We start from the raw sequence: 15000 nt of genomic DNA on the forward strand, positions 1-15000 counted from the left end.
GAAAGGACCCCAGATGACCGACACCGCCGAGCTCGTCGCCCGACTCGCCGACCGGGTGCAACTGCTCGAGGACCGCCTCGCGATCATGGACATCATCAGCGGTTACGGCCCGGCCGTGGACAGCGGTTCCGCCGAGACGGTCGCCGACATCTGGACCGAGGACGGGGTGTACGACGTCGACACCGGGTCGATGACCGGGCGCGGGGAGATCGAGGCGATGGTCCGATCGAAGAACCACCAGTCGTACATCCACGGCGGCTGCGCGCATCTGGTCGGGCCGCCGCACATCGTGCTCGACGGCGACACCGCGGTCGCGACCTGCCACTCCCAACTGGTGCTGCGGGACACCGAGAAGGGCGTCAACCGGGTCGCGCGGATCACCGCGAATCGCTGGGAGTTCGCCCGGGTCGACGGCGCATGGAAGGTCACCGTCCGCACCAACCGCCTGCTCGACGGCCGCGACGAGGCGCGCGAGATTCTCTCCGCAGGTGCGACCGGGGCACCGCTGAGCTTCTCGTCCTGACGCCCGTGGCTGGTGCGGTGGCGGACGTCCGCCTCCGCCTCCGCGCCGCCAACCCCGGGCACTCCCGAACACCGGGACGCGACACCGGGACCCGCCACCGACAGGTGGGACACAACCTTGCAGGGAACTAGAATGAATACTAGTTTCCGAACCCAGCGCCGCAGGATGAACCGCGGCAACCGAACACACGGGAGACAGTTCCATGGGTGAATCAGTCAGCTTGGCAGGCCGGACCGCGATCGTCACCGGCGCCGGCGCCGGGCTCGGTCGCGCCGAGGCCCTCGCACTCGCCGAGGCGGGCGCCGCCGTCGTCGTCAACGACATGGGCGATGCCGCGCACGCCGTCGCCGAGGAGATCCGCGCGGCGGGCGGCCAGGCCATCGGCGTCACCGGCGACGTCTCCGACTGGACGCTCGGCGGCCGGATGATCGACGAGGCCGTGAAGAACTTCGGCTCCTTCGACATCCTCGTGAACAACGCGGGCATCCTGCGCGACAAGATGGTCTTCAACCTGACCGAGTCGGACTGGGATGACGTCCTGCGCGTCCACCTCAAGGGCCACGCCGCCACCTCCGTCGCCGCCGCCCAGTACTGGCGGAACCTGAGCAAGGAGGCGGGCGCTCCCGTCTACGGCCGCATCGTCAACACCTCCTCGGAGGCGTTCCTGTTCGGCTCCGCCGGGCAGCCGAACTACTCGGCAGCCAAGGCGGGCATCACCGCGCTGACCCTGTCCACCTCGCAGGGCCTCGCCCGCTACGGCGTGACCGCCAACGCGATCTGCCCGCGCGCCAGGACCGCAATGACCGCCGAGGCGTTCGGCGAGGCCGACGCCACCGCGGGCCTCGACCCGCTCGCCCCCGAGCGGGTCGGCACCCTGGTCGCCTACCTGGCCTCCCCCGCCTCCAAGGAGATCACCGGCCAGGTGTTCGTGGTCTACGGCAAGATGGTCGCGCTGATGGCCGCACCGCAGGTCGAGAACCGTTTCGACGCCGCAGGTTCCGCGTTCACCGTCGACGAGCTCGACCAGCAGCTGTCGTCCTACTTCACCGGCCGCGGCCAGTACGAGACGTACGCTGCGTACGGGATCGCGGCGTTGGAGAAGGCCGCACTCGCCATCGACTGACACCGTTCATTCCGATCCGAAGGAGCACGGCATGAGGCTGGACAACAAGGTCGCCATCGTCACCGGCGGCGCAGGCGGAATCGGTCGCGGGATCGTCCGCGCGTTCGTCAAGGAGGGCGCCAAGGTCCTGTTCGTCGACATCAACGACGACGCGGGGCAGGCCCTCGAGGCGGAGTTCGCCGGGGCGGGCCGGTTCCTGAACGTCGACATCTCCAAGCAGGAGAACGCGGCCGCAATCGTCGCCGCCGCGGTCGACGCGTTCGGCAGGGTCGACGTCCTGGTCAACAACGCGCATGCGTCCCGGCAGGCGCCGCTGATCGACACAACCCAGGAGATGCTGGACCTGTCGTTCGGGACCGGTTTCTACCCGACGTTCTGGCTGATGCAGGCCGCGTACCCGCAGCTGAAGGCGACTCAGGGGTCGGTGATCAACTTCGCCTCGGGCGCGGGCATCGACGGCAACGTGACGCAGGGGTCCTACGCCGCGGCGAAGGAGGCGATCCGCGCGATCAGTCGGGTCGCCGCCAACGAGTGGGGTCCCGACAACATCAACATCAACCTCATCTCGCCGCTCGCGCTGACCGAGGGGGTCGCCGCATACATCAAGGCGAATCCCGAGGTCGAGGACGTGATGCTCGCGAAGACCCCGCTGCACCGGTTCGGCGACCCCGAGTCCGACATCGGCCGGGTCGCAGTGTTCCTCGCCAGCGACGACGCCAGCTATATGACCGGCCAGACCCTGATGGTCGACGGCGGCGCCATCAAGCTGCGGTAGGCACTTCGTGCCTGTGAGTCCTTTTGGCCCCCACGTGGGCCAAAAGGACTCACAGGCGAAGCCGGGTCAGCAGCTCGGCTGGACCTCGTCACCGGCGAGGACCGATGCGGCGAAGGCGGCGGCGTCGTCGAAGGACGCATCCATCACGCCGCGGTGGTCGGCGCCCTCATAGTCCCGGTACACCACCGGGGATCCCTTGCCGCACAGCGTCTTCACCAGCGCATCGGTCTGCGGCTTCGCGACGACGGTGTCGCCGGTGCCCTGCTGCACCAGCACCGGAACGGCCGGGGTCGCGTTCTCCGGTTCCTGCTTGCGCAGGTACTCGGTCCACGGGCCGAGGTCGGCGTCGGGGCGGATCACCGAGTTGACCTGGATGTCACCGATCGCGGCACGGATGTCGGCGATGCAGCCGGTGCGGCCCGCCTTCATCAGCGGATCCGCGGCGGGCGTGACGATCTCCTCCGGCACGACCGCCGGGTCCGCGGCCGCCGCGCCGAGCAGGGTGATCGGCAGGAAGCTCAGCACCGGCTGCACCGCCTGGCTGCCGCCCTTGATGTACTCCGGGGTCTGGCTCAGGCCGCTGCCCGGGGCGAGCGAGATCGCCCCGACCAGGTCGAGGCCCTCGTCCCGCGTGACGCCCAGGTCGGACGCGCTGATCGCGGCGGCTCCGCCCTGGCTGTGCCCGACCGCGATCCACTTCGTCCCGACCGAGTCGTCCAGGCGGCGGGCGGCGGTGACGATGTCCGTCATCGCGTTCACCTCGGACTGCGCGTTGAGGTACGTGTGGTCGCCGGGGGTGCCCATGCCCTCGTAGTCGGTGCGGACCACCGCGTAGCCCTGCTGCAGCCACTTGTCGAGGGGGGCGATGGTGCGTTCGAGGTAGTCATGCGACGCACCGTCGGCGGTGTCCCCCGACGGGGCGCAGGTGTCGGCGATGCCGGTGGTGCCGTGCGCCCAGCTGATCACCGGCCAGCCGCCCTCGGGCGCGGTCCCCTTCGGGATCGCCACGGTGCCGGACACCACGATCGGCTGGCCGTTGCCGTTCACCGACGAGTAGGTGATCAGCTCGTTGCGTGCGGCGCTCGGCAGCACCGCAGCATTGGTCAGCGCGGCGCTGGACAGCACGTCGCCGGGCTGCGGGGCGGACGCGGCGGAATCGTCGCCGTTCGAGGAACAGCCGGTCAGGGCGACGGCGGCGACCGCGAGTCCCCCTATCATTCGAACGGGAACTGCGGAACGTGCCTGACGCATGGGTGCCTCCGAACGGGGTACGAGGACGAGCCTCGGAAAGAGTTAAGAAGGGTTTCTTATTACCGTGACGCGCGCCACACTGTCAATACCCCGTCTCACTCTCGTCCACGCGGCCGAACGACTGGTCGCCGAACGCGGGCTGCACGGCGTCCGCGCGAGCGAGGTCGTCAAGGCCGCCGGCCACAAGAACAACTCGGCGATCACCTACCACTTCGGGTCGTGGGAGAACCTGCTCGTCGCCGTCTGGGACCTGCACACCGTTCCGGTCAATGCCGCGCGGGCGGCGCTGATCGCGACGGCCCGAGCCGAGCACGACTACACCCGCGCCGCGATGGTTCGCGCCTACGTTCTGCCCCTGGTCACCGAGGTGCGGCGCAATCGACCAAGCCACTGGGCACGGTTCAATGAGCAGTGGCTCGCGACGCTGCCGCTCGACATCTTCGACCTCGATGCCGCGGCGACCGCGCAGCAGCCGCGCACCGAGTCGGTCACCGTGGTCCACGATCTGTTCACCGACATCGCGGGCACGCTGACCCACCTCGACCCCCCGGCCCGGTCCCGGAGGGTGGCATTGATGGCGCGGTTCGTCATCGCCGCCCTCGCCGCCTGGGAACGCGGGGGCGAGCACCCGCAGCCCCTCGACGACCTCGAACGCGAACTGCTCAGCACCGGCCTGGCCCTGCTGCAGGCACCGTAGGTGTCCTAAAACACCTTGCCCGGGTTCATGATTCCGTGCGGATCCAGGGCTCGTTTGACGACCCGATGCATGTCCATCACGGCCGGGTCGAGTTCCTGCGCGAGGCCATCCATCTTCAGCAGGCCGATCCCGTGCTCACCGGTGACGGTTCCTCCGAATTCAATTGCTGCGTCAATGATCTCGGTGAACGCCGCCTGGGCGCGAATCCGGGCGTCGTCATCGTCGCGGGGGGCGATGAGCAGCGGATGCAGGTTGCCGTCACCGGCGTGCGCGATGGATGCGATCGTCGTCGCGTGCCGCTGCCCGATCTGCTCGATGCGCTCGAGCATCTCCGGGACAACGGCTTTCGGGACGCAGATGTCCTCGGTGAGCACCGGACCGAGCCGTTCCATCGCCGGGTAGGCGAGCCTGCGGGCCAGGAACAGCGCGTCGGCCTCCTGCTGGTTCGTGGACTGGGCGCTCCAGGTCGCCCCCGAGCGGTCGAAGCAGGCCAGCATCCGCTCGGCCTCCGCGTCGCCGACCGAGCCGGGCGTGTCGATCCGCCCGAGCAGCAGCACGTTCGCATCGGCGGACAGGCCCATGTTCTTCCAGGCGTCGACGGCGACCAGGCACTGCCGGTCGATCAGCTCCAGCGCCGACGGGGTCAGGCCGTCCTCGGCGACCGCCCGCACGGCCCGTCCCGCGTCGACCGTCGAGTCGAAGTAGCCGACGATCGTCCGCTGCGGTTCCTGCAGGGGACGCAGCTTGACGGTGATCTCGGTGATGACACCGAGGGTGCCCTCGGACCCGACCATCAGCCCGGCCAGGTCGTAGCCCGCAACCCCCTTGGCGGTGCGCCTGCCCAGCCGGACCAGCTCACCGGTGCCGGTGACGACCTGCATGCCGAGCACGTAGTCGCGGGTGACCCCGTACTTGACGCAGCACAGCCCGCCCGCGTTGGTGGCCACGTTGCCGCCGATCGTCGACCAGGCGGCGCTTGACGGGTCCGGCGGGTACCAGAGCCCTTCCTTCGCGCACGCGGCCCGCAGGTCGTCGTTGACGACGCCCGGCTCGACCACGGCGAGCCGTTCGAGCGGGTTGATCTCCTTGACCGCGTTCATCTTGTCGAACGAGACGATCACGCCGCCGTCGATCGCGTTGGCGCCGCCGGACAGTCCGGTGCCCGCGCCGCGTGAGACGACGGGGACGCCGCGGGCGAGGCACGTCCGGACCACGATCTGCACCTCCTCGGCGGTGCGCGGCCGGACCACGAGCAGCGGGGTGCCGTAGGGGGCCCACTCCGCCTCGTCGTGCAGGTAGGGCTCGATCACGTCGGGGTCGGTGACCACCCGGTCGGCGGGGATCGCGCGCGTCAACTCGTCCGCGAGTTCGATGCGGCGGGTCGAGGTGGCGTCGACAGTCATGGTCTCGACGCTAGTCGTCCGGGCCCGCCCGATCGATGGACCGATTCTCCGTGGCCGACCGGAGATGGTGGATGATGTCTCCATACCGATGGCTCCCACCAACGCCGAGGAGGAACCGATGCGGGACGGCTGGCTGCACCTGCTCCTCGGCGACGCCACCGCGGACGACCTGATCGCGCACCGGGACCGGCTGCTCGCGGCGGGCGACGCCGACACCACCGCGATCGAGCGGGACACCCAGGCCGCGGTCCGCCTGCACCTGCTGCTCGAGCAGCGCAGGCAGCGCGCGACCGAACTCGCCGCCCTCAACGACATCGCCGCGCAGCTCACCACCCTCCACGATCCGTCGGCACTGCTCCCCGAGATCGCGGCGCAGGCGCGCCGCCTGCTCGGGGTCGACCTCGTCTACATCGGTCTGGTCCGCGGCGACAACCTGGTGATCGAGGTGGCGAGCGGCGCATACACCTCGCACCTGCTCGGGCTGACGCTGTCGCCGACCGAGGGCCTGATGGGTCGGGTGATGATGCGGGACGCCCCGGCCTGGACCCCCGACTACCGCGAAGATCCGAGCTTCCCGCACACCGGGCCCGCCGACGTCGCGGCCCGCGCCGAGAACATGCGCGGCCTGCTCGCCGTTCCGTTGCGGCACGGCGGCCGGATCCTCGGCGCCGTGTGCGCTGCCAAGCGTCAGGAACGGTCGTTCGGCGACGACGAGGTGGCGTTGTTGGCCGCGCTCGCGGCGCACGCCGCCGTTGCCATCGACAACGCCCGCACCCTGCTCCGTTCGCGAGCGACGGTGACGCAGCTCGAGGCCGCGAACGCCGAATTGGCGCGCCGGACGGACCAGCTGGAACGGACGCTGCGCTGGGATCGGGCGCTCACCCAGGTGGTGCTCCGGGGCGGTGGGGTCCGGGACCTGGTCGCGGAGGTGTCGGCGTCGGCGGGCTGGCCTGCGTACTTCGCGCCGGCGCCGGACGAGCCGCCCGCGACCCTGGACGCGGGCGCGGTCCGGGCGGTGTTCGACGCCCTCGACTCCGGCGCCGGGGAGCATGCGAGCACCCCGGTCGGCGACGGGCGAACGCTGGTCGGTCGCGGGGTGCGCGCCGCAGGCGACCGGCTCGGGGTGCTGCTGCTGCTGACCACGGGCGCCCCCGACGAGCCGCTGCTGCTGATCCTGGAGCGGGCGGCGCCGGTGATCGCGCTGGCGTTGGTCGGCGAGCGGGCTGCGCTCGAGGCGAGCCGCCGGGCACGGGACGCCCTGCTCGTCGACCTGATCACCCGGCCCGCGCCCGCCCCCGCCGAGGCCGAGCAGCAGCTCCGCCTCGCCGGGATCAGCCCGGACCGCCCGTACACGGTTGCGGTGGCCCGCCCGGACTCGGACGTCCCCCGGACCAGGGCCGCGATCGAGCAGATGCGGTTGCCGTCGGGCACCGTCGTCGCCGAGCACGGGTCCCGGGTGATCGCGGTGGTTCCCGGTCTGGACCCGGATGCGCTGATCGCGCGGTGGGCGCAGCCCGACACCGCGCCGACGGTCGGCGTCTCCGATCCGGCGCGCGGCGGGCAGGCCCTCGCCCGGGCGTACACGCAGGCGCAGCAGACGGTGGACGTGCTGGAGACGTTGGGGCGGCAATCCCGGATCGCAGCGTCGTCCCGGCTGGGGGTCTACCGGATCCTGCTCAGCCGCACCGGCCGCGAGGAGCTGGCCGCGATCACCGAGCAGATGCTGGGGCCGCTGCTGCGGGAGGAGCGGCAGCGTGGGGTGCCGCTACTGGACACCCTCGCCTCCTACCTGGACCACAACCGCAGGCACGCGGCGACCGCGGCGGACCTCGCGATCCACGCCAACACCCTCTACCAGCGGCTGGAGTCCATCGACCGGCTCATCGGGAAGAAGTGGCGGGATCCGGATCGAGCGCTGGATCTGCAGTTGCTGCTCCGGCTGCGCTCCGGTGCGCTCCGGCTGGACGACGGCTGAGCCGTCCGGTGTCATGACGGCTGAGCCGTCCGGTGTCACGACGGCTGAGCGCGACGACCAGGACCGCGGCGAGCAGCAGCACCGCGCCGACCACCCACAGGCCTGCCTTGGCGCTGCCGGTCAGGTCGGTCAGCCACCCGGTGACGTAGGGGGCGCCGAACCCGGACAGGTTGCCGATCGAGTTGATCATCGCGATGCCCGCCGCGGCGGCGACCCCGGACAGGAAGGTCGTCGGCAGGTACCAGAAGACGGGGATCGCGCACAGCACACCGATCGCGGTCAGCGACACGACCGCCATCACCGCGAACGGCGAGTTCAGGTACAGCGCAACGGGAATGGACACCGCGGCAAGCAGCGATGGCGCGGCGACGTGCCAGATGCGTTCCCCGGTGCGGTCGGAGTGCCTGCTCCAGAACACCATCGCGATGCCACCGATCACGAACGGCACGGCGACGATCAGCCCGGTCTCGAACACCGTGAAGTCGGTGTTGAACGTCTCCTTGAATCCGGCGACGATCGTCGGCAGGAAGAAGCTCAACGCGTAGAGGCCGTAGGTGACGCCGAAGTAGACGACGCCGAGCGCGATGACCCGCGGGTTGCGCAGCGTCTGCCACACCGGGGTGGTGTGCTCGTCCGCGGCGGACGCCTTCTCGGCGTCCATGGTGCGCACCAACCAGTTCCGTTCGTCGGCGTCGAGCCACGTCGCCTGATGCGGCTTGTCGGTGAGGTAGAACCAGGTCACGACCGCAAGCAGGACCGCGGGCAGGCCCTCGACGAGGTACATCAACCGCCAGCCGGACAGCCCGAACAACCCGTCGCCCCATTGCATGATCGCGGTCGAGAGCGGGGCACCGATCGCCGACGACGCGGGCAGGGTGAGCAGGAAGATGCCCATCAGCCGCACCCGGTACTTCGCGGGGAACCAGAACGTCAGGTACAGCAGGACGCCGGGGAAGAAGCCCGCCTCGGCGACGCCGAGCAGGATCCGCACGATGTACAGCGAGGTGACGTTCGGCACGAAGGCCATCGCGGCGGCGAGGATGCCCCAGGTGAACATGATCCTGGCGATCCACATCCGGGCGCCGAATTTGTGCAGCGCCAGGTTCGACGGCACCTCGAAGATCAGGTAGCCGACGAAGAACAGTCCCGACGCCAGACCGAACATCGTCGCGGTCATCCCGAGTTCGTCGCTCATCGTGAGTTTCGCGAACCCGATGTTGGTGCGGTCCAGGTAGTTGACGAAGTACAGGATCGCGAGGAACGGGATCAGGCGGCGCGCGACCTTGCCGACGACGCGCCGTTCGAGGGCGGCGTCGTCACGGTCGGCGCCCGTCGGCGCGGCTGCGGTCGGCATGGGTGGAGCTCCTGGTGAACGCGACGGGGAATCGGACATCACCCGTGACCGTGGGAAACCCTACGAAGCCGCTGGTGCGCCCACCACGGAGAAACCCTCCACCGTGCGCCACGGCCGATGGAGCGATTCTCCATGTGATGATCCGACAGCGCAGCTCCTCCCGAATCTGGTGCTCATCAGGCCGCCGATGCGCCCGAATCAGCGATCACGATGATCAGTCACCGGGGTGCGGGGCCCGAACTTCGGCTTGACGGCCTGGCCGCTCACCTCCAGCAGCCGGATCACCCGATACCGGTGCGGCCGCAGCGGCTCAAGGTAGGCGACCATGCCGGGGTCGTCGAGGGGCCGCCCGAGCAGCGACCAGCCGACGACGGCGGCGAGGTGGAAGTCGCCGACCGACAGCGCATCGGCGTCACCGAGCGCCCGCTGCGCGACCTCGGCGGCCGTCCACGGCCCGATCCCCGGCACCACCCGCAGTCGGGCCTCGGCATCACCCGGGTTCATCCCCACCGCCTGCTCGAGCCGGTCTGCGACCGCGGCGGCGGTCACGATGGCGCGGGACCGCTTCGGGTCGACACCGGCGCGGTGGTACTCCCACGACGGGATGCGGCGCCACACCGGCGCGGGCGGCGGCACCCGCATCCCCGCAGGGACGGGACCGGGTGCGACGCCACCGTGCGCGGCGACGAGCCTGCGCCACGACGCGTGGGCAGCGATGCCGTGCACCTTCTGCTCGAGGATCGCGGGCACCAGCGCCTCGAATACCCGTCCGGTGCGGGGGATCCGCAGCCCAGGAAGGCGGCGATGCGCCTCGATCAACTTGGGATGCTCCGGCGCGAAATCGGTTGCCGCGCCGCACTCACCGAGCAGGTCGGGCAGGCTGTCGACAAACTCGACGGCGCCCTCGCCCCACGCCCGGCAGTGCACCGAGGTCGCATCCTGCTGCACGAGCCGGTAGCTGACCGGCCCCGTCGGCATCAGCGACGTCCGCCACAGCGCACCGTCCGCGGTGACCCGATGGCAGGGGTCGGCGCGCCCCCGCCCCAGCGTCGACAGCGACGCGGCGAGGAGCAGCGGGCGGTCACTTCGGTGGACGGTCTCCACCGACGCGCCCCACCCGGAGGCGGCAACGGACATGACTCCACGATAGGCACGTCCTCGGCCGTGACCGGCCACACAGTGGCGGACGTCATGCAACGCCCTGTCCGGCCCGGGACGTTCGGCCCTGTCGCGGCCGGGGTCCGGTGCCGAAGGCTGACCACCGGACCCGCGATCGACGCGGGGAGCGGGAGGACGAGATGAGCACCGTGATGGACGGATCGACCTACGACAGCTGGTACCTCGACCCCGACCGGCACTGCGCGCAGACCCCGCAGGAGTGGTGGTTCCCGCCGGTGCGGGCGTCGAAGGAGACGACGGCGCGGGTCGCCGCACTGTGCGTGGACTGCCCGGTCCGCGGACAGTGCGCGGACGACGCCCGCGCGTGCGACGACCGGCACGGCATCCGGGCCGGGGTCGACCTGGGGCACGTCGCCGGACCCGACCGGCTGGCGGTACTGACCCGGATCGCGCTCTCCCGCAGGCCCGGCGCCGAGCCGATCGCGGTCGGCCGCGAGGGATACCGCACCGCGCCCGCCCGCCTCATCCATATGCCGAAAGTCTCAGGGAAGTAGGCAGATTCGCGATGTCACGGGTCGGCCCGGTAGGAGGCGGCGGACCGCCCGTGCCCGGCCTCCCTGGTGATGTGATCCACCAGCGGCTGCGTCCGGTACTTCACCGGCGTCGTCAACGCGAGGGTGGTGGACGTGTGGGCGACCCCGTCGACGCTCAGAATCCCCTCGAGGACATGGAGGAGTTCCTCGTGTGACGGTGCCGCGATGCGGATCAGCAGATCCTCGCGGCCGGTGGTGGTGTGCACCTCGAGCACCTCGGGGATGGCGCGCAGGTCCTCAATCACCGCCTGCAACCGACCCTGCACGGTCTCGGCACCGACGAACGCCTGCACCGGCAACCCGAGCGTCGACAGGTCCACCTCGGGGCGGTACCCGGTGACCACTCCCGACTCCTCGAGTCGCCGCATCCGGGACGCGATGGTGTTGCGGGCGACGCCCAGCCGACCTGCGAGGTCCATGATCTGGGCACGCGGGTCGTCGGTTAGCTCCTGGAGCAGAGCCGCGTCGAGCTTGTCGATACTGATCACCATGCTGACCTCCCGAGAGTGATGCGCATCACAACTAGTCATCCTGTCACGCTGTTTCGGCAACTGTTGACGCCCCCTGCACCCGGACCAATTATTGCTGCACCGAGCGAACGAAATGTCGCCGGTGACGATACAGCGCAAGGAACAGGTGACCGCAGATGACCGAACTCGACGATCGCCCGGGCACCGCCGTCACCCCCGGCGCCGCCGTCGCGACGCCCTACGACCTCGACGACCGCTACCGGCCCGGATCCGGGCCGATGCTGTTGACCGGTGTCCAGGCCATCGCCCGCCTGCTCGTCGAGCAGCACCTGCGTGATCTCCGCGCGGGACACCGCGTCGCCACCTTCGTCTCGGGCTACCAGGGCAGCCCCCTCGGTGGCGTCGACAAGATGTTGCACGGCATGCCGACGGTGCTCGCCGAGCACGACATCACCTTCGTTCCCGGCCTGAACGAGGAACTCGCCGCCACCGCGGTCTGGGGCAGCCAGGCCGACCTGACCCCGTTCGGCGGCACCGCCACCCACGACGGCGTCGTCGGCGTCTGGTACGGCAAGGGCCCCGGCGTCGACCGCGCGACCGACGCGCTGCGGCACGCCAACATGTACGGGGTCAGCGCCCGCGGCGGCATGCTGCTGCTCGTCGGCGACGACCCCGCCTCGAAGTCGTCGACGGTGCCCGCGGTCAGTGAGCGCTCCCTCGCCGCCCTCGGCATTCCGGTCCTGTTCCCCCGGAACGCCGCCGAACTGGTGACGCTGGGCATGCACGGCATCGCCCTGTCCCGGGCGTCGGGGTGCATCGTCGCGCTCAAGATCGTTGCCGATGTCGCCGACGGCGCGTGGACGGTCGACGGATCGGTCTCGAACCTCGACATCACCGTCCCCGAGATCGACTGGGAGGGGCGGCCGTTCACGTACCTGCAGCGGCCGATGGCCGTCCCGACGGACAGCGTGATCGCGGAGGCCGACCTGTACGGCCCGCGGGCCGAGATCGTCCGCGCCTACGGTGCCGCCAACCACCTGGACGTCGTCGAGGTCGACCCGTCCGCCGCGCGAATCGGATTCGCCGCGACCGGAACCACGTTCGATGCCCTGCGCCAGGCGCTGCTCGATCTCGGTGTCGACGAACAGGCGATGCACCGCGCCGGAATCCGGTTGCTGCGCATCGGGATGCCCACCCCCCTCGGCGCCGACCGGGTCCGCGAGTTCGCGGCGGGCCTCGACCGCGTCATCGTCGTCGAGGACAAGACCGCGTTCGTCGAGACCCAGGTCCGCGAGATCCTCTACGGCACCGACCACGCCCCGCAGATCCTCGGCAAGAAGGACTCCGCGGGGAGCCCGTTGATGCCGGTCGACGGCGAGCTGACCGCAGGACGGCTGCTCGGCCCGCTGCGCCGCGTCCTGCGCGATGTCGTGGAACTGACCAGGCCGCTGCCGCCGCAACTCTCGCTTGAGGTGCTGCCGACCACGCGGACCCCGTACTTCTGCAGCGGCTGCCCACACAACCGGTCCACCGCGCTTCCGGAGGGGTCGATCGGCGGCGGCGGCATCGGCTGCCACACCATGGTCACCATCTCCAACCGGGAGGACAGCGCGGTCACCGGGCTCACGCAGATGGGCGGCGAGGGCAGCCAGTGGATCGGGCAGGCCCCGTTCACCGACATTCCGCACCTGTTCCAGAACGTCGGCGACGGCACCTTCTTCCATTCCGGCCAGCTCGCCGTGCAGGCGTGTGTGGCCGCCGGGGTGAACATCACCTACAAGCTGCTCTATAACGAGGTCGTCGCGATGACCGGAGCCCAGGACGCCGAGGGCATGCTCACCGTCGCGCAGCTGACGCACAAGCTGTCCACCGAGGGCGTCAAGCGAATCGTCATCTGCGCCGACGAACCCAAGCGGCATAACAGGAAGCAGCTCGCGAAGGGCACCCTGCTGTGGCACCGGGACCGGCTCGATGAGGCGCAGCGGATGCTCCGCGACGTCGAGGGCGTCACCGTGCTGATCTACGACCAGCACTGCGCGGCCGACGCGCGCAGGCAGCGCAAGCGCGGCACCCTGCCCGCGCGCACCACCCGCGTGGTGATCAACGAGGCGGTGTGCGAGGGCTGCGGCGACTGCGGCACCAAGTCGAACTGCCTGTCCGTGCAGCCGGTCGAGACCGAGTTCGGCCGCAAGACGCGGATCGACCAGACCTCCTGCAACACCGACTACAGCTGCCTGGACGGCGACTGCCCATCGTTCGTCACCGCCGAGCAGGTACCGGGGACGAGCACGCCGGCCGGGAAGTCCCGGCCCGTCCCGCCCGCGGTCGCCGCACCGGACCTGCCCGCGCCGGTCGGCACCCGGAACGTCTACCTCGTCGGCATCGGCGGCACCGGCATCGTCACCGTCAACCAGGTGCTCGCCACGGCCGCGCTGCGCGCCGGCTACGAGGTCGAGTCCCTCGACCAGATCGGCCTGAGCCAGAAGGCCGGACCGGTGGTCTCGCACCTGCGCTTCTCCACCGGGGCGCTGGAGCCGTCGAACCGGCTCACCCCGGGCAGCGCCGACGCGATCATCGCGTTCGACCTGCTGACCGCCGCCGACCCGAAGAACCTCGGCTACGGCGACCCGGCGAGCACCGCCGTCGTCGCATCCACCAGCCGGACGCCGACCGGGGACATGGTGTACGACAAGGATGTTCGGCATCCGGACGAGCAGCTGCTCGTGGCCCGGCTGGGATCCGTGTCGGCATCGATGGCCTCGTTCGACGCGCTGGCCGCCGCCGACGTCCTGTTCGGCACCACCGCGGCCGCGAACTTCCTGCTGATCGGCGCCGCCGTCCAGAGCGGCGGGCTGCGCCTGCCCGCCGGGGCGATCGAGGAGGCGATCGGGATCAACGGGGTCGCCGTCGACACCAACATCGCCGCCTTCCGGTGGGGTCGGGCCGCGGTCGCCGCGCCGGACGACTTCCGTGCCGCGACCCAGCGCGCCGAACGCGCACCGAAACCCGTTCCCGCACACCTGCTGTCCGGAACGTCGGTCGACGGGGAGGTGCGGCGTCTGGTCGGGCTGCGCGCCGGACAACTCATCGACTTCCAGTCGGAGGCGGTCGCCCGCCGGTACGTCGATGCGGTGCAGGCGGTGTGGGCGGCGGAACGCGCGGTCACCGACCGCACCGAGTTCAGCGAGGCCGTCGCGCGTGGCCTGTACAAGTTCACCGCATACAAGGACGAGTACGAGGTCGCGCGTCTGCTCGTCGATCCCGACTTCGTCGCGGCCGTGCAGGATCAGGTTCCTGGCGGGGCGAAGCTCACCTACCGGCTGCACCCGCCTGCCCTGCGGGCGCTCGGTCGCAGCAGGAAGATCGGCCTCGGACCGAAGTCTCAGGTGGCGCTGAAGGTCCTGGCGAAGGGGAAGGTGCTGCGGGGCACCCGACTGGATCCGTTCGGCTACGCCCACGTCCGGAAGGTCGAGCGCGAACTGCTCGCGCACTACACCGCGACGGTGCGGGGGCTGGCGGGCACGCTGACCGCCGAGGGCTACGACCGCGCCGTCGAGATCGCGGGGCTGCCGGACCTGGTCCGCGGCTACGAATCCGTCAAGCTCGGGAACGTCGAGGTGTACCGGGAGCGGATGCGCGACCTCGGCGTCGCGTTCTGACCCGCCCATCCCCGAACGGGCGGTTACCGGAGCATCGGCCGAGTGGCCCGCCCGGTAG

The 15000-nt window shown here is 70.6% G+C and carries 12 protein-coding genes; 7 read left to right on the forward strand and 5 right to left on the reverse strand.

The features are described 5' to 3' along the window. Window positions 1-13 precede the first annotated feature (13 nt). From ACWF62_RS07375 to ACWF62_RS07385, 3 genes are all read left to right on the forward strand, one after another. A complete protein-coding gene (locus tag ACWF62_RS07375; protein WP_378508472.1) occupies window positions 14-523 on the forward strand; it encodes a nuclear transport factor 2 family protein in 510 nt (169 codons plus the stop codon). A 202-nt stretch (window positions 524-725) separates the two neighbouring features. Next, a complete protein-coding gene (locus ACWF62_RS07380; RefSeq protein ID WP_378508473.1) occupies window positions 726-1646 on the forward strand; it encodes a 3-oxoacyl-ACP reductase in 921 nt (306 codons plus the stop codon). A 31-nt stretch (window positions 1647-1677) separates the two neighbouring features. Further along, window positions 1678-2421 carry an SDR family NAD(P)-dependent oxidoreductase gene (locus ACWF62_RS07385; protein WP_452629736.1) on the forward strand — a complete coding sequence of 248 codons (744 nt, stop codon included), beginning with the start codon at window positions 1678-1680 and terminating at the stop codon, window positions 2419-2421. A gap of 66 nt (window positions 2422-2487) precedes the next feature. Here the strand turns inward: ACWF62_RS07385 and ACWF62_RS07390 are convergent, their stop codons facing one another. Further along, window positions 2488-3639: an alpha/beta fold hydrolase gene (locus ACWF62_RS07390; RefSeq protein ID WP_452629737.1), complete on the reverse strand. Its 1152-nt coding sequence runs from the start codon at window positions 3637-3639 to the stop codon at window positions 2488-2490. A 97-nt stretch (window positions 3640-3736) separates the two neighbouring features. Here ACWF62_RS07390 and ACWF62_RS07395 point away from each other — a divergent pair, with 97 nt between their 5' ends. Then, window positions 3737-4369 carry a helix-turn-helix domain-containing protein gene (locus ACWF62_RS07395; RefSeq protein ID WP_378508476.1) on the forward strand — a complete coding sequence of 211 codons (633 nt, stop codon included), beginning with the start codon at window positions 3737-3739 and terminating at the stop codon, window positions 4367-4369. A gap of 5 nt (window positions 4370-4374) precedes the next feature. Here ACWF62_RS07395 and ACWF62_RS07400 read toward each other — a convergent pair whose 3' ends face one another. Next, a complete protein-coding gene (locus tag ACWF62_RS07400; RefSeq protein ID WP_452629738.1) occupies window positions 4375-5772 on the reverse strand; it encodes an FAD-binding oxidoreductase in 1398 nt (465 codons plus the stop codon). Window positions 5773-5860: 88 nt separating this feature from the next. Between ACWF62_RS07400 and ACWF62_RS07405 the strand changes: the two genes are divergently transcribed. Beyond that, window positions 5861-7747 carry a GAF domain-containing protein gene (locus ACWF62_RS07405; RefSeq protein WP_452629739.1) on the forward strand — a complete coding sequence of 629 codons (1887 nt, stop codon included), beginning with the start codon at window positions 5861-5863 and terminating at the stop codon, window positions 7745-7747. On the opposite strand, the gene ACWF62_RS07410 is transcribed toward ACWF62_RS07405, so the two are convergent. Both ACWF62_RS07410 and ACWF62_RS07415 read right to left on the reverse strand, forming a co-directional pair. Further along, window positions 7653-9101 carry an MFS transporter gene (locus ACWF62_RS07410; protein WP_452629740.1) on the reverse strand — a complete coding sequence of 483 codons (1449 nt, stop codon included), beginning with the start codon at window positions 9099-9101 and terminating at the stop codon, window positions 7653-7655. The two genes, ACWF62_RS07405 and ACWF62_RS07410, sit on opposite strands and share 95 nt — an antisense overlap. Window positions 9102-9299: 198 nt before the next feature. Continuing rightward, complete coding sequence (locus tag ACWF62_RS07415) at window positions 9300-10238, reverse strand: DNA-3-methyladenine glycosylase family protein (protein ID WP_378508480.1); 939 nt, start codon at window positions 10236-10238, stop codon at window positions 9300-9302. Between the two features lie 161 nt (window positions 10239-10399). On the opposite strand from ACWF62_RS07415, the gene ACWF62_RS07420 reads away from it, so the two are divergent. Next, window positions 10400-10774, forward strand: coding sequence for a WhiB family transcriptional regulator (locus ACWF62_RS07420; RefSeq protein WP_452629742.1), 375 nt, complete (start codon window positions 10400-10402; stop codon window positions 10772-10774). Window positions 10775-10788: 14 nt separating this feature from the next. On the opposite strand, the gene ACWF62_RS07425 is transcribed toward ACWF62_RS07420, so the two are convergent. Then, window positions 10789-11301, reverse strand: a complete 513-nt coding sequence (locus ACWF62_RS07425; protein ID WP_452629792.1) for an Lrp/AsnC family transcriptional regulator — start codon at window positions 11299-11301, stop codon at window positions 10789-10791. A 158-nt stretch (window positions 11302-11459) separates the two neighbouring features. Here ACWF62_RS07425 and ACWF62_RS07430 point away from each other — a divergent pair, with 158 nt between their 5' ends. Then, a complete protein-coding gene (locus ACWF62_RS07430; protein ID WP_452629743.1) occupies window positions 11460-14942 on the forward strand; it encodes an indolepyruvate ferredoxin oxidoreductase family protein in 3483 nt (1160 codons plus the stop codon). Window positions 14943-15000: the final 58 nt, after the last annotated feature.

It is taken from the genome of Rhodococcus sp. NPDC054953, assembly GCF_053609225.1.